Below are 19,906 nucleotides of genomic sequence, written 5' to 3' on the forward strand. Positions count from 1 at the left end.
CCCCTTTATAAATTTCTTCAATACAGTTGCTCCATGACTAGGATATTCCTTATCGTTCCATTTTTTCATGTCTTCGAAATATGGACCAGTGGAGCTGTATGGACAAAATATATTACGAAATTTGATAGCTTTGTGCTTTCAAATCCTGTTGTAACAAACTCATAATTTTCGAGCTTGTTATTCGCAACAGGAATTATTTAAAAATCAAGCAATAAAAATGCAAACAAAAATACTTAGCAATCAAGATAAACTTCCTTTAACCTGCTCTCGTACCGGAAACTGCTGCTTTGGGAAAGTTATTTACCTAAATCCATGGGAGTTGTTCCACCTTGCTACAGAGAAAAAAAATACAGCAAAAGAATTTCGTGATCTCTATACAGATTTTAAAGGCATTCGTTTGAAGTTTGATGGCGAAATAGGCTATAAAGGACAACAAGCTTGTTCTCAATATGTGGCTAATTTTGGATGTGATGTGCATTTAGGACGTCCGCTAGCCTGTCGTTTGTACCCACTGGGTCGACAAGTACAAAGCGAAAAAGTTCATTACATGTATCAGGGAGATGAATTTCCTTGCTTGGAACCCTGCCCTGAAGTGGTCGATTTAGAGCAATTGCAAGTAGGTGAATATCTTAAAGGTCAGAAGACCGATGCTTTTGAAAAGGCTCAAGATGCCTATTTGGAAATGATGCAAAACATTGCTGATTTAGCATTTGAATTACTTCTAGATACAGGTTTGGCTGAATCTGGAGATAAGAAAACATTGCCACTATGGAGAAAAATGGGTGATGAAGATCCTGAGGAATTAACGGAAAGAATCGGAGAAGAGTGGTTAGATTGTCTAATGATTCCAAATATTTCTGAGACAGACCCTATTGGCTTTGTTTCGAAGCACAACAATTTAATTTTATCAAAAGCACAGGAGAAATTTGGAGCCATACAAACACATCAGGAATTGCATGAAGCTTCTGTTTTAATGATGGCAGTTGCTCTGCATCTGGCTCGTGGTTTAGGTGCTAATCCAAAAGAACTATCTGAACTTTGGGTTGATATTGCCAAGAACAATGGGGCTCAGGAATAGTATTTCAATCTTGTCTTCATTAATTTTATAAAAATATGCACAAAAAAAAGGCAACACCCAAAGTGTTGCCTTTCCTATATCATATCAGTTCAACTTACAATCCGAAAAAGTAAGTAAATACATTACGAACGTAAGTATTGTCGGTTACACCACCAGTTTCGCGAACAGAGTGCATTCCGAACATTGGATTTCCTATGTCTACGGTACGAATATCAACCTGACCAGTTGATACATTTCCTAATGTACTCCCACCAACTAAGTCGGAACGGTTCACAAACTTTTGGTAAGGAATATCTGCATTCTTACAAAGAGTTTCGAATACAGTTCCCGAATCACCATCGGTTGTGTACTTCTGGTTGGCATGAATCTTAATTACCGGTCCTTTGTTAATGAACGGACGATTGGTAGGATCATGCTTCTCTGAAATATTTGGATGAACAGCATGAGCCATATCCGCAGAAATCATAAATGAGCTATAAATGGCACGGTGAAGTGCTTCCATATCTTTACCCAATTTAAATACGATACGTTGCAATAAGTGACGCAACACAGGAGAACCCGCTCCCTGCTTGGTTACACTACCTACCTCTTCATTATCAAAAATGGCAAGCATCTGAGTTTTCTTACTTCCTTCGTTTGCCAATAAAGCTTTTAATCCAGCATGCGACATCGCCAAATCATCCAATCGAGGTGAAGAAATGAACTCATCATTCAGTCCAAAAATACATCCCTTTTCTACTTCATAAAGATTCACATCAAAATCGATGATTGCATCTGCATCTATCTTCAATTCTTCAGCCATTAACTTTACCAAACAATTGTCTTTCTCCATCTCCTCAGTAATCATCGAAAGTAGAGGAAGCATATCTTTTTGCTTGTTCAATGCAACACCGTCGTTTACAGCGCGATTCAAGTGAATTGCCAGGTTTGGAATCACCATCAATGGTCTGTCAATCTTAATATACAAGTGTTCAGGGTGTAAAGGATCATTCGATTTTACTGATACTCTACCAGCAATAGAAAGTGGACGATCCATCCATGTATTTAGAATTGGACCACCATAAACTTCTGTATTTAGTTTGATGTAATTTCCTTCAACTTCAATCTCTGGGTTTGGCTTAATTTTAAAACCAGGTGCATCAGAGTGTGCACAAATCAATTGGAATCCTTCTTCCTCAATCTCACCTGTCCCAATTCGGAAAGCAAAAATTGCTGAACCATTTTTAGTTGTAAAATATTTCCCTCCTTTGGCAATCTTCCATTCATCACGAAGGTCTAATTCCTCAAAACCAGCTTCCGTTAATTCTTCACGGATATTATTAATGGCATGATAAGTACTTGGACTACGATGTATAAAATCGATCAGTTCCTGTGCTTGTTGTTTTTCAATACTCATGTGTATGTTTATTTTGTGTTTTCTAATTTATTGAGTCCCAAATCTACATTATTTTTAAGAATTAAGAATTAAAAAACAGACTTATTGATACAATTAAATTTTGAGTAAATTAATTCATAATTTATGTCTCGCTACTCATAATTTCATCAATAATCTTATATTTGCTGTAATCTGTTACCCTAATAAAAACTAACTATGACAAGCGATCCAATTCTGGAACTCTATAAGCATCAATTTGCAATTATCTCACTAGAAACTACTGGTATTTCTCCTCAACATGGAGATCATTTGGTAGAATTAGCCATTCAAACCGTTAATTGGAATGGAGAATTATTAGACAGTTATGAAACATTAATTCATCCAGGAATTGATGTGGAAGGATTTCAAATTCACGGAATCACCGATTCAATGGTAAAAAATGCACCTTCGGTATCCGAAATTGTTCCTGACATATTATCCAGATTAAATGGTAAAACGGTTGTTGCGCATGATTTAGATTTTGCACTTCGATTTTTAGAACCCGTTTTAAATGGCAACCTAATAAAATTACAAGGCATTTGCACTTTAAAGCTTTTCAATTTGGTTGCACCAGATTCTGGTTTGCGTAGATTGGAACAGCTTTGTACCTATTACGATATAGATATTTCTTTGCGACATTCAGCAAAATCAGATTCCTTGGCAACAGCAAAACTTTTCTCAATATTAAAGAACCTTTACTCCCAGCAATTTGAATTGGAGAAATTTGTGGATGATTTTCTTCATACGACAGAAATAGATAACTGTCCGAATGAGCGTAATGTTTTTATGAGAAGAAAAGAAGCGAAAAACATTGCCAACATTCAGAAAACCAAACTGTACGATTTACTAAACAGATTGACATCTAATGCTGGTGATTCTGTTCCCGTTCGTCAGTATTTAAATGTTTTAGATCGTGCATTAGCCGATAGGATATTAGAAGAAAAAGAAATCATTTCATTAGTTGATTTGGCTACCGATTACAAGCTCTCCAAGGAACAGGTAATGGAAATTCATGAAGAATATTTACGAAAATTGATTCGTATTTATCTTTTGGATGAAATTTTAACCAATATGGAAATGGACGATCTCAACTTGGTTTCTGAATTACTTTGTATTCTTCCAAAAGAATTGGATTTACTGATTAAGTACGAACGCACAAAAATTCCAATTACAACACCGGGCATTCAAAAGCAACTGAAATCATTAGCTGGTAAGAGCGTGTGTTTCTCAGGACATTTGAATTGCAAGATTAATGGGAATAGAATTGATCGTGAATTGGCTCAGCAATTGGTAAAAGAACGTGGTTTGTTTGTAAAACGCGTGGTTTCTAAAAATGTTGATTACCTAATTACCGCTCATGCCGAACAATTCTCGGCAAAAGGTCGCAAAAATCGTAAAGCCATGGAATACCATGTAAATGTAATGGACGAAAAAATATTTTGGGAGATGATTGGTGTTCTCGTTGATAATGAATAATAGAAGTAGCGCTCCTGCAAATTGGTAATTTGCAGATTTCGAAAATAGGGATTTGTAATCGCGATAAGCACAAGTAGCAAACTGAAACTTCATGCTCCAATACCCCAGATTACAAATCTGGGGTGGCTATTCAATTCAAATTAGATTCTGACAACTAATCAAAACTTTGTCAAGTCTTTGCTAGAAAAGTGACACAAGAATTTTTAGTTTGCATCTTTCAGATTAATTAAACCAAGCTTTTTAACCAACTTACCAATTGTAAGACCTTGAATTATTATAGAAAATAGGGCTACAGAATACATTAAAAAAACAAATAGATCACCAAAATCTTCCGGTGGGATTGATAAGGCCAGAGCAATTCCCAAAGCACCTCTTAGTCCTCCCCATGTTAGCATAATAATAGTTTTTCGATTGACTTTTTTATTGGAGTGTTTTATCAACTGAAATGGAATAAGAACCGAAATATACCTGGAAATTAAAACTACGGCTATTGTAATAATTGCAAAAGGAACATGGACAACATCAGGATTAATGATCGTTATAAAGAATCCTAAAAGAACAAACAAAACTCCATTTAAAATCTCATCTAAAACGTCCCAAAATCCGACCAATTGCATCAAATTTTTCTCCGAATATTCTTTTGTGTGAATCTTTTTACCCAAATACAAGCCAGCAGCAACCATTGCCAAAGCAGGAGAAACATGGATATTTTCGGCCAAAGCATAACCTCCTGCGGCCATAACAATTGTAAGCATCACGTGTGCCTTTGCATTAGCCTCGGTTCGTTTTAGTATCTGAAAACCTAAAAAACCAATCAAAAGACCAAAGCAAATTCCTCCAATTGCTTCTCTAAAAAACAGGAAAATAACTTCGTCAACATGTATGTTCTGATAGCCTCGGTTAATAATCTGTAAGATAACAACGAAAAGAACCATACCTACACCATCGTTAAAAAGAGATTCACCTTCGATATTCATCTGCAAATCTTTCCTAACACTGTAGTTTTTTAAGATACTGAGAACAGCAATAGGGTCGGTTGGGGATATTAAAGCACCAAATAAAAGGGAATAAATAAAGGGGATGTTTATCGCAAAGAAATGCGCAACATAGTAGGTAAGCGTTCCCACAAGAAAGGTAGAAAGTAAGGTGCCAAAGATGGCAAAAACAAAAACCGCTTTCCGTTGCTTCTGTAATTCTTGAATATTAATATGCATAGCTCCTGCAAATAGCAGAAAACTAAGTATAATTTCTAATAAAAATTCTCTAAAATGGATGTCTCTTTCGAAAGTTGGAATAAACTGATAAACCGAAGGCGATAATTCTTTTAGTAAAAGAATAAATACGGACATAATAAGTGCTAAAATCATCATACCAATGGTGGAACTAAACTTCAGGTATTTAGAATTTACAAGGCTAAAAAAAGCGGCAAAAGCCAAAACGATTACAAAAGAATCAAACATTTTAATTTTTATTATTAGTTATGTGTCAGAATCTAAGATTTAGACTCAGGAAATAAATACACTTTATTATTCAACCAATAGAGTAAGCTAAAGTCAATTTCCTATTAAATAATTTCAAAAGGTCAGAAAGCTCATTACTCTATTAACAATAAGAGAATGAGACTCTCTTATCATCAAGGAAAACTTATAAAGGTGTTCTAAGTTAATTGCAAACTAACTTTTGTTGATTTTGAGAGGGATTAAAATCAAGTTAAATCTTACAATGATAGAATTCTTAATCGGTCGCGAATTTATAGAAAACTAGATGCTAAACAAAAAAAAAGACTATTTGTTTATCAACCACAACTAATTTAAATGCTAGTCTTTTGAATACAATTCAAAACTCGTACAATACGGAAACATTAACTTTCAGTAGCTTCAAATCCATATTTTGTACTGTATAAGAATAAAATAGAATTTAAAGTACTATTGAACTTCTGCATTTGTTTTTTCTTTAAGATACAATGATGATTTCATTACCTCATTTAATGCAGAGCTGGCAAAAACCAAAGGGTACATATCCTCAAAATACCAAAGGGAAGCAAAATACAAACCTATTGGAGTGGCTTTTATATCATTTAAATCATTAGGTAAGTGCAGATTTAACCAAGTCAATCCTTTCTCAATTTCTTCTTTTTTATTGTAGGATGTTAAAGCTCTAATGGCTAGAGATGTTTCTTCAATTGTAGAAATGATATTTGCATTTCCACCCCAGCCACCATCCGTATTTTGAGCAGAAATAAGAAAGTCCATAGCTTTATCTCTTACTTTATCAAAACCACTTAAACTATCTGGCTTTAAGCCTGATAAATAATACAAAACAATTGATGTTCCATAAACTGGATTTTTATGCTGCTGATCGTTCTCATTTCCGAACCATAGTGGCAACCAGGATCCTTCATCTTGCTGAGAAGATTTTAGATATCTCCAGGTATTTTTAATGCTTCGATCAATTTTTGTCTTCATATTAGAATCCAGATTCTCTCTCCACAAACTAAAAGCCTTAATGGCATGTGCTGTAATATCCGGACAAGAACAATCAAAAGGCAATTTTCCCCATCCTCTGCAAAATGTAGGCATTCCTCCATCACTATTTTGCATTTTGATTAACCAATTGATACCATTTTCAATTGCTACAATAGAAATTTTCTTGGATTCTTTCAATCGATGTAAGGCAATTAATGCTCCCGAAGTATCATCTGTATCAGGAACACCTCCTTGTAGATGAGTCCAAGCCCAACCTCCAGCTTGTGCTTTTGTAAAAGGATGAACCGTTTTCAATTGCTGATCCAGAAAACAATCCACCAACTTGTCTTTGTCCGATAAATTCTGAAAACTTTCCTCACTAAGAGCATTAACCGATAAGGATGTTACCCAGGTTGCCAAATGCGTATCAATTGGCCAGGATCCATCTTGTCGAATCGATTTTTCCAGAAAATCAGCGGCTTTGGAACAAATTTCCAGATCCTTCTCTCCTGCTCCAATCAAACTCATCAATACAAAGCCAGTTAAAGGAGTCGCCTCTAAAAAACCCCCATTATCGGGTTGTTTTTCAGCAAGAATTCTTAAGACTTTTGGTTTTACCGATTTATTTATAAATGCAACAGGTTTGGCTACTTTACTATTGGTGGCTTTTACCAAACCAATTGCTATTAAAGCTGGAATAGCATAACTAACCACCGAGAGATTCAATATTTTAAAAAACTTGTCAGGAAAAACCGCCATTTGAAATGGCAATTGAGGAACCAAATCCCATCCTTTATTGCCCAATCGACCTGATAAAGCACACATGGCTAAAATGGGAACCGAAAAGGTTTGATCTTTTTGATAATGGTTCAAAATGGCTGAACTGATGGATTTTGGATCTAGTTTTTTCAACCGATCTGTCAACCAATTTTCAGCATTGTAAATGGTATCTGCATATTCGGACCTATCTTTGGCAATAGACAAGCATGCCCATGTTAAAAGAGTGGTGCTTAAATTACTTTTGCTACGAATCGTATCGCCCCAACCTCCATCTAAATTTACATTGCTAGCCAACCAATTTAACCCTTGGTTGATCTGAAAATCATATTTCCTTTTATCATATCTCCATAATGCAAAAACCGCCACCGCTGTAGATAAAGCACTACTGGATAATTTACCATCCCAGCTTCCTTTGTCGTTACGAAGAGAAATGATGTGATCATCTAATTTTTGTTTGAGCTGTAGTATGTTTTCTGATGATGCGTTCATTTAGAAGAAAGTATCAAGTAAATAGAATCAAGTATCAAGACAAAACACCCAATCCTAAAAGAGCGTAATAGGTGTATTCTACATCACAGGTCATATCGGCGATACTTCCGAAGAAGCCACCAGACTGATCCCAGTGAAGGTTGATGAAATTTACGGAATTTTCAGCATAGTTTTGCATATTTTCTCCATCCAATTTCAGAGCCAACAAAGCTGTTGATGTGGATAAAAGATCGGCTATTGGAACTCCGGTAGCAGCCATAAATCCACCTCTTTTTGATCGCATTTGAAGCAACCAATCTTTACTTTTTTCAGAATAGGTATTCATTATCAATCCAGCAGCAGTGGCAGAAGTAACTCCATCTGCACTATTGCCTTCATTGGCATAAGATCCATTCTTCAACATTAATACTCGATTTGCATTTTGAATTTCCTCGAGTGTTTCTGTCTCCATTTCCAGATCCTGATACAAAGTCCACATTAAATAATTGGCATAAACCGTAGATTTCTCTGCACCTTTTTCATTATGGTTGTACCCATCATCTTTTGAAAGATAGGTTTCCAATTCCCAAAGTACTTTCGGGCAATCACTCCTTGTTTTACTTACCAATTTTCTTGTTATAAGATTTTTAGCAAAACTAAAACCTAAGAACTTTGTAGCCTTAAAACCCGATTTCTGCTTTAAATCGATGAGATGAATCAAAAAGAAAGCTCGTACCAAACAGACAGAATGAACAAAATCCAGATTTTGCTGATCGAAACTTTCAAGATATTTTTTCTCTGTATTGATATCCAATTTTAAATCAAACACCAATGCAAGTGTATATCCAAAAACCGAATAGTATAAATCCGATTGGCTGGCTCTATCGACAAAGCCTCCACCATCACTCTTCTGAGAAAGCAGAAACGATTTGATATGATTCTGTGCTTCTTCACTTAAAACTTCTATGGATTTAAGCAGGGCTTCTAAAATAGATTGATTGCAATTGACTTTAGGGTCTTTTGATATTGACATATTTATTCTGGAACTATCCTATTCAACAATCGGCTTAGTAATATTTTAAGCGTTGGATTCTTTAATGGCTTGAGCGCTTTAAGTGCATTTCGCTTGTATAGATCAAGCATTTCCTCAGCCTCTTTCATAGCTGCTTTCGTCTCATCCCAAAGGAGAAATTCAGTTTCAATACTTTTATCTTCCTTTTTGTTCCTTTCCAGCCATTCCTGCATTTTTTTAGGATGCTTTTGATTCAACAGAGTAGAAACCAATGAGGGTTGTATGGTATTGAATCCACCTGGAATCGATTCCTGTTTGAAATCATCCAGATCATCATTTATTTGGTAAGCAATTCCCATTGCTGTGCTATACTTTGAAATGATCTTTTGCACTTCTTCATCAGCATCTGCTAAAATGGCTCCAAACTGCAAGGCAACTTCGAATGCAGGTGATGTTTTATTACTGAAAATGCGTAAAATCTCTTCCTCACTCAATAGTTTTTCATTGCTTCTCCACAACAATTCCTCACCTTGACCTAAAGATAAATCTCTGTGACCGTGTGAAGCAACTTTCAATAACTTTCGAATGTGTTTAGCTCCCGATTCTGCAATCATTTGATAACCATATCCAAGTAAAAGGTCACCGACATTTAGAGCAACAGGAATATCATATTCCTTATGAAGGGTTGGTTTGCCATATCTTTCATCATCTTCATCGGCAATATCATCATGAACCAATGAAGCTTTGTGAAAACATTCGATGGAAACGGCTAGTTTTTGAATTGCCTCATCGTACTCTCCAGATTTACCGGTTAAGGCTTCGTAAACAGCAAGCATGATAATAGGTCGCCAACGCTTCCCATCCTTTTCCATCCAATTAATGGCAATATCAATGGTCTTATCATTTTCTCCAAACAAATGATTCAGATGATCAGTTGCAAACCATTCTCTAACAACCACTTTTAGCGAATCCAAATCAATCCATCCTTTCCAATTGCTCTCTTTACGGATTGCCAAAATCTCATCCAGCCAAATCTTGTCAACCTTAGAATCTTTACAATCGTTATTATATAATGGAATTGCAATGGATGGAACAGCTTCTTTTACTGCCAATGGAAAAGATCGTTCAAAAGAATGCAAACAACCGACCCCAATCACACATTCTACCTGTCCTGAGGATAACAACAAGCTTGCTGAGGTTGTTCCCTCGCTAACTATGGTATGATAGCCCAATTCATCAGCCTGGGAAATGATTTCGGATAAATCGCAACGCCCACATTGTTCGCAAAGCAAACCCAACTCGTCGTACTTTGCAGGACATTGGGTTGAATGAGATATACATTTGGGCAACAATAGAATTCTGCGATTAAAAGGAATGCCTGCAACAATCTGACTCCATGCATAATTATTAATCATTACAGCCAACAATTTCTGATACAAGAACAACTCAGGATGCCTGCTAATCAACTCGCCTGAATGGAAAATGACTTCCTCTTCCTGCATAGGTGGAACCAATTCACATTCCGCAGCATAATCACGAATTAAATCGCGAATTTGCTTCAGCTTTTCGGGCTGTTGAGGTAAATCGTTACCCAGATTTATATTTGGTTTGTTGTTTCTTAAAATCATAAATTAAGTATCAAGTAAAAAGTATCAAGTAAAAAGAATAGTGCAGTGGCAAATTCAATTATTCATTGATAATTAATCATTATTAATTTATTATCCGTATGCTCCAAAACCAAAGAACGAATACTTCTTGGCAAATCGATACACCCAGCTTTTCTCCGGAATTTCCTTTCCTGGAATGTGATGACCTGCACATGGCTTCATTTTCTTTAATTCTTCAAAAGATGCGCTTCGTTTAGAAGAATCATAAGCATTTACATCCTTAAGCATGGTGTGTAAATGTTCCGGATCATCTAAAAGAATACAACCTTTGGTCCTTTCATTAATTCCTTTTCTCAATCCTGAAATGTAATCCGATTTCTCGATTACATTCACGATGTCCGATCCATCGCCTACATTCTCGCCCGCGAACTGAATTGGTGGACAGAATTCAATATCACCGTAAGGATTGATATGATGCGACAAACCAATAGCTCCAGGACACAATGCCTGACCTTTCTCATCCCAATAGGTATCTATTATCATCAAAGGAGCTTTAACACGAATATCGACCATGAATTGCCTCAATTCCAGTATTTCCTCTTCAGATAACGCCAACTCCGTAGTTGGACGTTCTCCAACAGGGCGGTAAATGTAATACCACAAATAGTGAATTCCTTTTTCCACGCAAGAGTTCACAAATTCTTCGCTCACCAAATCCTTAAAGTTCGATTTACAAACACTTGTAGCAACACCTGTAAATAATTTATTCTTAGTGGAAGCCTCAATTCCTGTCATGGTTCTACCGTAAACATTCTTCGCTCCGCGTCGAACATCACTAACATCTTGCAATCCTTCCACACTAATCAGTGGAGAAACATTTCCCAATTGTCTTAATCGCGCTGCCACATCATCAGTAAGTAATGTGCCATTGGTAAACATTTGGAAATAACAATCAGAATGACGTTCGATAACATCCATTAAATGCGGATACATTAGTGGTTCACCACCCAGTAATCCAAAGAAATACGATCCCTTCTTTTTACTTGACACAATGATATTCTCCAATGTTTCCACATCCATTCCTTTGGATGTATTATCGATGGTTACCCAACAGCCCTGGCAATTCAGATTACAATTATCGGTCACCGATATCATCATAAAAGCAGGATACAATTCACCATTTTTCAAGCGTTTTTTGTGCTTGACAACGGCTTTCATCCCCTTCCATCCCAAATTGTAGCCCAGCTTCCAAAGCAGGCGTAAATCAACTTGTCTAAGTATTCTTGATCCTAATGAAATTATCATCCTTAGTTTATTAAAAACCTGTCAGGTTTATATCATATTAGCAACAACAAGAGTTCGATCCATCTTCTTTACAATCGCAATCGCAACTGCTTTCGGTATTCTCTTTGCAATTGCAATCACAATCGCATTTTTCCTCTTTCTTCTCTTCTATTTTTTCAGTACCGCCACAACATGCTCTTCTCTCTTCTTCAGCCATTTTAAACTGATCGTTCTTCAGCAGTGATACTTGAAAATTCTTTCTTCTGGCACTCAAAACAGAATACACATCCTCGTTCTGAATTTGCTCCAGAATATCCGTCTTTTCATTTTCAGTTCCGTCACCTTCTCCTCCATCGATAGGACTTTCGGCATGTTTTGGAAAGATGATTGCATTTTGAGGGCACACTCGTGCACATGCAGGACACATATCTTTACAATTGGCTGAAGCTGATACTACAACCGTTCCGTCATCCTCAACAGAATACACACTAAACAAGCAAAAGTTCAAACACTTTCTGCATCCATTACAACGATCGTAATCGATAACCGGATACCAGGGTTTCCATGAGTCAGAATATTTAATCTTTATTGGTTCACCTGTATTCGATTCAAGGCTGGAAATCAACTCCTCCTGTCCTTCATCATCAACATGATGATAGTCAGTCGTATTTTCTTCAATCTTACGCCCCGAATTGTCCACCAGGTGTTGCATGGCACGAGCCTGACAGCCAAATACAATTGCATTTTCAGCCTTATACAAACCTTCCAAATCATCAGGATTTTTCAAGATTGTACCACACATATCCTCGATATAAGTATAGGCTATATTCTTCTCATTTAAAGTACTGATGAGCTTTTGAACCGACTCTTTCTCAATCTTTCCATCCTTCTCACAGCCACAAACAAATACTTGTTTAGTCATGTTGTTGTATTTAATTCTTTATTGATTTCTCAATTAACTCTTCTTCTTAATATCATAAGCCAACAAAGCATCTCCATGACGCACATACAAAACACCATTGTTGATGATAGGTTGAGCAAAATGTTCTTTGGTTCCTTTTGTCACTTTAAATTTGCTCACCAACTCCATATTTTCAGGTGTTACCTTCACAAGACCAACCTGACCTCTTTCGTTGTAACAATATAACATTCCATCAGCTGCAATTGTTGCACCTCGTCCAAATTTTAAAGTATCTCTTGTTTCACCAGTTTCGGCATCAACACTTTTCCACACTTTCTTGCGATGACCTGAGGCAATAATTTTACCATTCAACTTCACAGCTCCACCCATAATGTTATCTAGCTCTTTATTTCTCCAAACTTCGGTGATACTTCCACCGTCTTCAGCAATTTTCATTTTTACAGTCCCATTACCACATCCGGTAACGTAATACAGATAACCATTATCGAAAATTGGAGTATTTCCATTTATATCACAAAGGGTATCCTGCATTTCAGTCCACAATACTTCACCAGTTTGCGATTCTATTCCTATTAAAGCATGTTCCGAGAAAGTTATCAATACATTTCTGGTAGGAAATTCAATCAATAATGGAGAACAGTAAGCAGGTACTTCACCAACACCTGCATTTGTCCATTTTGTCTCACCTGTAAAACGATCTAAGGCAATAATGTTATCTTCTGTTCCACCTGGAGCAGCATATACCAAATCACCATCAACCAATAAAGATTGTGAGTAACCAAAACGAGTATTTTTACCTTCGAATTTCTCCAGCATGTTAATCTTCCATTTCAACTCACCTGTTACTGCATGAATACAAGCCACATCACCTAAACCTGATGCCACATATACCATATCATCAACAACAGTCGGAGCCGAACGAGATCCGATAAAATTCTTCATCCAATCGTGACCAAACTCTGTCTTCCATTGAACCTTTCCTTGTAAATCCATTGCAATCAGATAAGCAATGCTATCAATTTCACCATTTACATACAAAGTATTACCACTAATAACAGGAGAACCATATCCATTTCCAATTCCTTCGGCATCCCAAAGAAGATTTGGACCATCCTTTGGCCATTCCTTTAAAAGATTCGTCTCATTGTAAATTCCAGAGCGATTATCACCTCTCCATTCACTAACTTTTTTCTGCTTTGGGGTACACGAAAATAGCGATACCGCTACCAATAGTAAGATATAGTTTTTCATAGGTTTGGGGTTTTATTTATATTTCAAACAATTTACCGTTATCAAGCTTGTATATTTTTTTCATCTTTTTTGCCAATTCTATTGAGTGGGTTACAACAACAAGAGTAACCTTCTGTTTTTCGTTGATTGATACCAATAAATCACCCAACTGATCGGCAGATTTTTTATCCAAAGATCCTGTTGGCTCGTCTGCCAGCAATAATCCTGGCTCATGAATCAAAGCTCTTACAACTGCAGCTCTTTGGCATTCTCCGCCCGATAGTTGTCCGGGCAATTGATACTTTTGATCTTTTAAGCCAACAAAATCGATCAATTGCTGAGCTCTCTCCTCTGCATCCTTTCGCATTTTCTTATCCTTTTCAGGGATTAACGGAACCAATACATTCTCAATCAAACTCAACTGTGGCAACAAATGATGCGATTGAAAAACAAAACCTAAATTCCTGTTTCGAAACTGAGACAGCTCTTTCTCTTTTAGATTTTTGATTTCATCACTATCATGTAAAATGCTACCGGAACTAGCATGATCCAAAGAACTAATCAGGTTCAACAATGTACTTTTACCCGATCCAGAGGGACCTACAATAGCAACCGAATCGCCAGACTTAATGGTAAGCGACAATTCATCTAAAACCGTTCTTTTCTCACCAGAACCGGCGTGCTGATAATATTTCGATATTTTATCTAGTTCTACAATCATATATCAATTCTTTAGGAATGCTTAAATTATTAATATTCCCTCTGTTTATCACATTTTTTCGTTCTACAGCTCATATCTGCCGATAAAATGAGAAAACGAGCTTTCTTCACTATTTATTAGCCCATTCGATTCCGAAAGGCTCCCTGCGCAAAAATCAAGTCTTCTATCGTCTGATCTTCCTTCCCATAGCCTAAAGTGGGCTCTCCATAGCTTAATTTTCAGCTTCCTTCGTGTTTTTTACCCGTCCATAGCCTAAGTATGATCTTCCATAGCCAAAATTACCCTCCCATAGCCTAAGTGACCTAGCCTGCGCGGGGCTTTCAGAAGGTTTTTACTTCTCACCAAAAGCATAAATACTTCCATCCATAGCTGTTACCACAATCATACCCTCCACCACGGCAGGGGTTCCTACAATGGCTCTTCCTATCTCGTATGACCAGATTTTCTGACCATTCTCCTTGTTCAAAAGGTAAATTCTTCCATCTCCCGATCCCATAACTACGGCGTTAGCAGCAATCACTGGCGAGGCTTCTATTTTATTTCTGGTTTTAAATTGCCATTTGATATTTCCACTCTTTTTATCGAAACAATACACTTGTCGGTTTTCCGCTCCAATAATTATTTCCTTATCGGATATGGCAGGCGATCCCAAATAGGATATCGCACCTTCCTTTTTCCAATCCACTTTGTTTTGGATATAATCAACACGATAAAATTCACCATCGTGGTTACCAAAATAGGCTTGGTTTCCATCCAATGCCACCGAAGAAGCAATATAGGTTTGAATATCCAGTTTGTTTTTCGACTTTCCGGTTTTTACATTCACCTGATGTAGAAAACCATCACATCCGCCAAACACAGCTATTTCTCCATTGCAGGATGCTGCACCATTAATATAATTGTCCGATTCATAAGTCCATTGCAATTTCCCTGATTTGGCATCCAAACAATACATTTTGAAATCATAGGATCCGAACAGAATCTTCTTTTGTTTGCTCGCCTTATCGTAAAACCAGGTTGCCGATCCTGATATCTGTCCTTCCGTTGTGTATTTCCATTTCACCTCTCCAGTACTGGCATTCAAACAAAAGAAAATTCCTTCCAACGATCCGAAATAAACATTTCCATCCAGATATAAAGGGGAAGCCTCCACCGATGTTTTGGCATTGAATTTCCATTTCAGTTCACCTGATTTGCTCAATGCGTATAGATATCCATCATTCGATCCAACAAAAATATTTCCATTACTGATAATGGGTGATGATTTAATTGCATCTCCCGTTTTGTAGGACCAAAGCAATTGAGGTGCTTTAGGCACAATAGCACTGGTCGTTCCTTTCAAGCTTGAATTCCCCCGAAAGGATAGCCAATTGTTTTTGTTTTGGCTTTGTGCTTGTAAACTTATAGTTCCAATAAACAGTACCACAAGTAGAATCACTCTCAATTCTTTATTAAAAAGATATGAAATGTGAGATATGAGATGTGAGATTTTTTCCATTCCTAATTCGTAATTATTCATTCGTAATTCTAGTGCAGCGCTATCGCACCTGTCGGACAAGCCACCGCACATTCTTTTGCCGCTACAGTTAAAGCCTCGGTTAATTCCTGATCGAACGGCACCGCCACTTTCACCGTAAATCCGCGACCAATATTGGTCAAACCTGTTTTCTCACCATGTTTTGCCGCAATTTCTATGCACAAACCGCATTTAATACACTTTTCAGGTTCATAAATTACCGATTCATGATTAAAATGCTTCACCACCGAGTTTCGTTCTCCAAAAGCAAACCTTCTTCTATCTATTTGATAAACTTCCGCACAATCTCTCAATTTACAATTATCAAGCTTTCGGCAATCGCAATGCAAACAACGTTTGGCTTCCGCAATAGCTTCTTCCTTTGTAAATCCTTTTGATGATTTGGCTTCTACTCTTTCTCCCTCAACGGATTCTTTCAGATATTCTTCCAATTCATCCTTTCGCAATGTTCCAAAACGCGAATTGAATAAACGTTTTGTAGCTTTTCCTTCTCCATTGTTTAAGTAATGATCAACCGACCAGGCAGCTTCTTTTCCCATAGCCACAGCTTTCACAGCCATCTTCTGAGTTCTGATTACACTTCCACAGGCAAATACTTTCGAATCTGATGTGGCATAGGTCTCTGCATCCACCTTAAGTCCAGTCTTTCCTGTCTCTAAACCAAATGTTTCTCCATCTTTTCCATTGGCAAGAATTACCGCATCGAACTTTTGTTTTAAAGAATCAAATTGTTCTTTTGAGATTTCATTGCTATTATTCGTTACCAAACCAAGTTGATCCAAACTGTTAACCTCCCTAACTATTACGTCGGTTGGCAACTCACCCTTTATAACTGATGCCAATAACATACCTCCTACACCATCAAGTGCCTCAAACAATTCGCATTCGTGCCCCTTTAATAATAAATGATAGGCTGCAGATAATCCAGATGCTCCTCCACCAACAATTGCTACTTTCTTTCCACTTGCCTGTTTTTTCTCTGGCAGATATCTATGGGTTTCCTCTTCGGAAAAACGTTTTAACAAACAAATGGAAATGGGCTGATCCACATCTTTTCTTCTACAAACTTTCTCGCAAGGAGCAGAACATACATATCCTAATATCCCGGGAAAGGCGATTTCCTCTTTTACAATCTTCAATGCCTCCTCAAATTGTTCATCAGCAATTAAACGATTCATTTTCGGAATATCCATATAGGCAGGACAAGCCACGCGACAAGGTGCTTCGCAATCTCCAACATGATCACTCATTAGCAACTCAATCGCTTCCTTTCGGGCTTCCTTCACCTCTGAATCCTCACTCGCCAAATCCATCCCATCAACTACTTTTGTTGCACAAGATGGTATCATTTGCTGATTGGCATTATTCTTCACCATGCAAACCATACAGGTTGGATGATTGCTGCATCCCTCCAAGTAACACATGCTTGGAATCTCAATCCCAACAGAATGTGCAGCATTTAGAATGCTTGTTCCTTCCGGAATGCTAATGGCTTGATTGTCTATTTTAATTGTTGGCATTTTTCGTTCTATTTCAAATACCACGAGCTAATGCTACATGGCTATTCATCTATTTTATTTCTACTGCATCAACCGGACAAATCTGCTTACAGATATCACATTTAATACACAATTCATTATCCACTTTGTGCAATTCGTAAGGTTTTGCTTCAATTGCATCTACCGGACAACGCTGTGCACATTTGGTACAACCAGTACAATCGTCGTTTATTTCGTAGCGAATTAAATGTTCACACTTTCCAGACGGGCATTCGCCTTTAATGTGGGCTTCATATTCGTGTCGGAAATACTTTAAGGTGGATAGAACTGGATTTGGCGCTGTTCCTCCTAAAGCACACATACTACCTTTTTTAGTATTAAGTGCCAATTGTTCCAATAAATCCAAATCGCTCAATTTTCCTTTGCCTGCCTTAATCTTATCAAGGATCTCTAGCATTCTTTGTGTTCCGATTCTACAGAAAGTACATCTCCCACAGGATTCCTCCTGTGTAAATGATAAGAAATAATGAGCGATATCAACCATACAATCCGATTCATCTAAAACAATCAATCCACCGGATCCCATCATGGCGCCGACTTCTTTCAGGGAATCAAAATCAATTGCGGTATCAGATAGTTCAGCAGGAATACATCCTCCTGAAGGACCACCAATTTGTACAGCTTTAAATTTCTTTCCGTTGGCAATTCCACCGCCAATCTCTTCTACAATTTGACGAATAGTAATTCCCATTGGCACTTCAATCAATCCACCACGATTGATCTTTCCTGCCAAGGCAAATACTTTGGTTCCTTTGCTGTTTTCCGTCCCAATTTTCTTGAAACTTTCCGCTCCATTACGAATAATGTAGGGAACTAAGGAAAGCGTTTCCGTATTGTTGATTAGAGTTGGCTTGCCCCATAAACCTTTCTCTGCAGGATATGGTGGTCGCAAAACAGGAATTCCTCTTTTTCCTTCTATTGAAGCAATTAATGCTGTTTCCTCTCCACATACAAAGGCTCCTGCACCCTCAAAAACTTTCAAATCAAAAGAAAAGCCTGAATTCATGATATTCTTACCAATCCAACCTTCCCTTTTACAGATTTCTAATCCTTCTTTAATGCGTTTTACCGCCAAAGGATATTCTGCACGTATGTACAATCGTCCTTCTGTTGCACCAACTGCATATGCCGCAATCAGAATTCCTTCAATTACGCGGAATGGATAGGATTCCAATAACATTCTGTCCATAAAAGCTCCCGGATCTCCCTCATCGCCATTACAGATGATGTATTTCTGATCTGCTTGAGCATTTTTCACCATATTCCACTTGATGAATGATGGAAAACCTGCTCCACCTCTACCTTTCAGTCCACTTTCTTCAATTTGGGCTATAATCTCACCCTGAGACATCTCCTTCAGACATTTAGTAAAAGCTTCAAAACCATTTTTGTCTTTATACTCTTCAAAATCCGAAGGTTTGATTTCACCTCGGTATTCTGTTGCAATATTCACCTGACCTTTAAGGAACTCGGCTATTGGTGTATGTTCTTCGTTAGCATTGTATCGATTTGTACTCTTTGGAATATCCGAAAAAGTAAGATTCTCCGCATAATTATAGAATCGATTTTTGAATCGACTCATCCAATTTTCGGAGCGAAAGTGTTTTTCTATAATATCACTTACCTCATTCGCATTGATTTTGGTATAAAAGGCTGCCTCTTCCCCATTTTTATGGATCTCCAACATTGGAACCTGATTACAAACACCTACACAACCAACTTGTTTTACATCTACTTTAATTTGATTATCAGCCAAAGTTCTTTCCAGCTCTTCCTTTACGCCTGAACTTCCACTGGCAATACAGCAGGATCCTAAACCAATTCGAATCTCCCCTTGCGAGATTCCTTCTTCTGTTACTTCACGAACTTGTTTTTCTTCGCTTGGCGCCAAATTCTTAAAATCTTCAAGAATCTCTGCTACCTTTCCTGTTTCAACATGCCCATAGGTAACATCATCAATTTGAACAACTGGTGCAAGCGTACAACATCCCAGACATGCTACTTCTTCAACTGTAAATTGCTTTTCCGAATCGGTATCGGTTCCTTCTGCAATCTTCAATTCACGACGAAAACTGTCATAAACCTGCTTGGCTCCTTTCACATGACAAGCAGTTCCAACACATACTCTTACAATGTGCTCTCCTACTGGCTGATGACGGAATTGAGAATAAAAAGTAGAGATTCCGGTAATCTGAGCTTCGGTAATTTCCGTTAAATCACAAACTTGCTTTAATGCATCTTCGGGTAAATAGTTAAATTTTCCCTGAATGGCTTGCAAAATGGGTATTACCTTATCCGGATCACCTCCTTTTTCTGCAACAATATCATTGACTATCTCACGTATCTTCTCCAT

14 protein-coding genes are annotated in these 19,906 nt (G+C 37.4%); 2 read left to right on the plus strand and 12 right to left on the minus strand.

All coding sequences use genetic code 11. The features are described 5' to 3' along the window. The first annotated feature begins 217 nt into the window (after positions 1-217). The gene (locus tag GCQ56_RS15275; RefSeq protein ID WP_152735401.1) at positions 218-1,078 is read left to right on the plus strand and encodes a YkgJ family cysteine cluster protein; all 861 of its coding nucleotides are present in this window, start codon (positions 218-220) and stop codon (positions 1,076-1,078) included. 94 nt (positions 1,079-1,172) lie between these two features. Here GCQ56_RS15275 and GCQ56_RS15280 read toward each other — a convergent pair whose 3' ends face one another. Next, complete coding sequence (locus GCQ56_RS15280; RefSeq protein ID WP_152735402.1) at positions 1,173-2,474, minus strand: M18 family aminopeptidase; 1,302 nt, start codon at positions 2,472-2,474, stop codon at positions 1,173-1,175. Between the two features lie 195 nt (positions 2,475-2,669). Between GCQ56_RS15280 and GCQ56_RS15285 the strand changes: the two genes are divergently transcribed. After that, positions 2,670-3,968: an exonuclease domain-containing protein gene (locus GCQ56_RS15285; RefSeq protein ID WP_152735403.1), complete on the plus strand. Its 1,299-nt coding sequence runs from the start codon at positions 2,670-2,672 to the stop codon at positions 3,966-3,968. Positions 3,969-4,171: 203 nt separating this feature from the next. On the opposite strand, the gene GCQ56_RS15290 is transcribed toward GCQ56_RS15285, so the two are convergent. From GCQ56_RS15290 to GCQ56_RS15340, 11 genes are all read right to left on the minus strand, one after another. After that, a complete protein-coding gene (locus tag GCQ56_RS15290) occupies positions 4,172-5,428 on the minus strand; it encodes a sodium:proton antiporter (RefSeq protein WP_152735404.1) in 1,257 nt (418 codons plus the stop codon). 465 nt (positions 5,429-5,893) lie between these two features. Beyond that, positions 5,894-7,702, minus strand: a complete 1,809-nt coding sequence (locus GCQ56_RS15295) for a prenyltransferase/squalene oxidase repeat-containing protein (RefSeq protein WP_152735405.1) — start codon at positions 7,700-7,702, stop codon at positions 5,894-5,896. A gap of 34 nt (positions 7,703-7,736) precedes the next feature. Then, the gene (locus GCQ56_RS15300; RefSeq protein WP_152735406.1) at positions 7,737-8,714 is read right to left on the minus strand and encodes a prenyltransferase/squalene oxidase repeat-containing protein; all 978 of its coding nucleotides are present in this window, start codon (positions 8,712-8,714) and stop codon (positions 7,737-7,739) included. A gap of 2 nt (positions 8,715-8,716) precedes the next feature. Then, positions 8,717-10,321 carry a polyprenyl synthetase family protein gene (locus GCQ56_RS15305; protein ID WP_152735407.1) on the minus strand — a complete coding sequence of 535 codons (1,605 nt, stop codon included), beginning with the start codon at positions 10,319-10,321 and terminating at the stop codon, positions 8,717-8,719. A 90-nt stretch (positions 10,322-10,411) separates the two neighbouring features. Next, the gene (locus GCQ56_RS15310) at positions 10,412-11,605 is read right to left on the minus strand and encodes a radical SAM/SPASM domain-containing protein (RefSeq protein ID WP_152735408.1); all 1,194 of its coding nucleotides are present in this window, start codon (positions 11,603-11,605) and stop codon (positions 10,412-10,414) included. A 37-nt stretch (positions 11,606-11,642) separates the two neighbouring features. After that, positions 11,643-12,506 carry an ATP-binding protein gene (locus GCQ56_RS15315; RefSeq protein ID WP_152735409.1) on the minus strand — a complete coding sequence of 288 codons (864 nt, stop codon included), beginning with the start codon at positions 12,504-12,506 and terminating at the stop codon, positions 11,643-11,645. Positions 12,507-12,539: 33 nt separating this feature from the next. Beyond that, positions 12,540-13,757: a PQQ-binding-like beta-propeller repeat protein gene (locus GCQ56_RS15320; protein WP_152735410.1), complete on the minus strand. Its 1,218-nt coding sequence runs from the start codon at positions 13,755-13,757 to the stop codon at positions 12,540-12,542. A gap of 16 nt (positions 13,758-13,773) precedes the next feature. Further along, a complete protein-coding gene (locus GCQ56_RS15325) occupies positions 13,774-14,457 on the minus strand; it encodes an ABC transporter ATP-binding protein (protein ID WP_152735411.1) in 684 nt (227 codons plus the stop codon). A 331-nt stretch (positions 14,458-14,788) separates the two neighbouring features. Further along, the gene (locus GCQ56_RS15330; protein WP_193323804.1) at positions 14,789-15,976 is read right to left on the minus strand and encodes a PQQ-binding-like beta-propeller repeat protein; all 1,188 of its coding nucleotides are present in this window, start codon (positions 15,974-15,976) and stop codon (positions 14,789-14,791) included. Positions 15,977-15,984: 8 nt separating this feature from the next. After that, positions 15,985-17,514, minus strand: coding sequence for a 2Fe-2S iron-sulfur cluster-binding protein (locus tag GCQ56_RS15335; protein WP_152735413.1), 1,530 nt, complete (start codon positions 17,512-17,514; stop codon positions 15,985-15,987). Between the two features lie 49 nt (positions 17,515-17,563). Next, entirely contained in the window at positions 17,564-19,906 is a 2,343-nt protein-coding gene (locus GCQ56_RS15340; protein ID WP_152735414.1) for an NAD(P)H-dependent oxidoreductase subunit E, read from the minus strand.

This window comes from Marinifilum sp. N1E240 (assembly GCF_009295825.1).
Classification (GTDB): Bacteria; Bacteroidota; Bacteroidia; order Bacteroidales; family Marinifilaceae; genus Marinifilum_A; species Marinifilum_A sediminis.

What these genes read in the sequence shown, in the direction of transcription:
- GCQ56_RS15325 (WP_152735411.1), bottom strand. Translation starts at nt 14,457, where the DNA reads ATGATTGTAGAACTAGATAAAATATCGAAATATTATCAGCACGCCGGT.
- GCQ56_RS15315 (WP_152735409.1), bottom strand. Translation starts at nt 12,506, where the DNA reads ATGACTAAACAAGTATTTGTTTGTGGCTGTGAGAAGGATGGAAAGATT.
- GCQ56_RS15295 (WP_152735405.1), bottom strand. Translation starts at nt 7,702, where the DNA reads ATGAACGCATCATCAGAAAACATACTACAGCTCAAACAAAAATTAGAT.
- GCQ56_RS15280 (WP_152735402.1), bottom strand. Translation starts at nt 2,474, where the DNA reads ATGAGTATTGAAAAACAACAAGCACAGGAACTGATCGATTTTATACAT.
- GCQ56_RS15320 (WP_152735410.1), bottom strand. Translation starts at nt 13,757, where the DNA reads ATGAAAAACTATATCTTACTATTGGTAGCGGTATCGCTATTTTCGTGT.
- GCQ56_RS15340 (WP_152735414.1), bottom strand. Translation starts at nt 19,906, where the DNA reads ATGGAGAAGATACGTGAGATAGTCAATGATATTGTTGCAGAAAAAGGA.
- GCQ56_RS15290 (WP_152735404.1), bottom strand. Translation starts at nt 5,428, where the DNA reads ATGTTTGATTCTTTTGTAATCGTTTTGGCTTTTGCCGCTTTTTTTAGC.
- GCQ56_RS15300 (WP_152735406.1), bottom strand. Translation starts at nt 8,714, where the DNA reads ATGTCAATATCAAAAGACCCTAAAGTCAATTGCAATCAATCTATTTTA.
- GCQ56_RS15330 (WP_193323804.1), bottom strand. Translation starts at nt 15,976, where the DNA reads ATGAATAATTACGAATTAGGAATGGAAAAAATCTCACATCTCATATCT.
- GCQ56_RS15335 (WP_152735413.1), bottom strand. Translation starts at nt 17,514, where the DNA reads ATGCCAACAATTAAAATAGACAATCAAGCCATTAGCATTCCGGAAGGA.
- GCQ56_RS15285 (WP_152735403.1), top strand. Translation starts at nt 2,670, where the DNA reads ATGACAAGCGATCCAATTCTGGAACTCTATAAGCATCAATTTGCAATT.
- GCQ56_RS15305 (WP_152735407.1), bottom strand. Translation starts at nt 10,321, where the DNA reads ATGATTTTAAGAAACAACAAACCAAATATAAATCTGGGTAACGATTTA.
- GCQ56_RS15275 (WP_152735401.1), top strand. Translation starts at nt 218, where the DNA reads ATGCAAACAAAAATACTTAGCAATCAAGATAAACTTCCTTTAACCTGC.
- GCQ56_RS15310 (WP_152735408.1), bottom strand. Translation starts at nt 11,605, where the DNA reads ATGATAATTTCATTAGGATCAAGAATACTTAGACAAGTTGATTTACGC.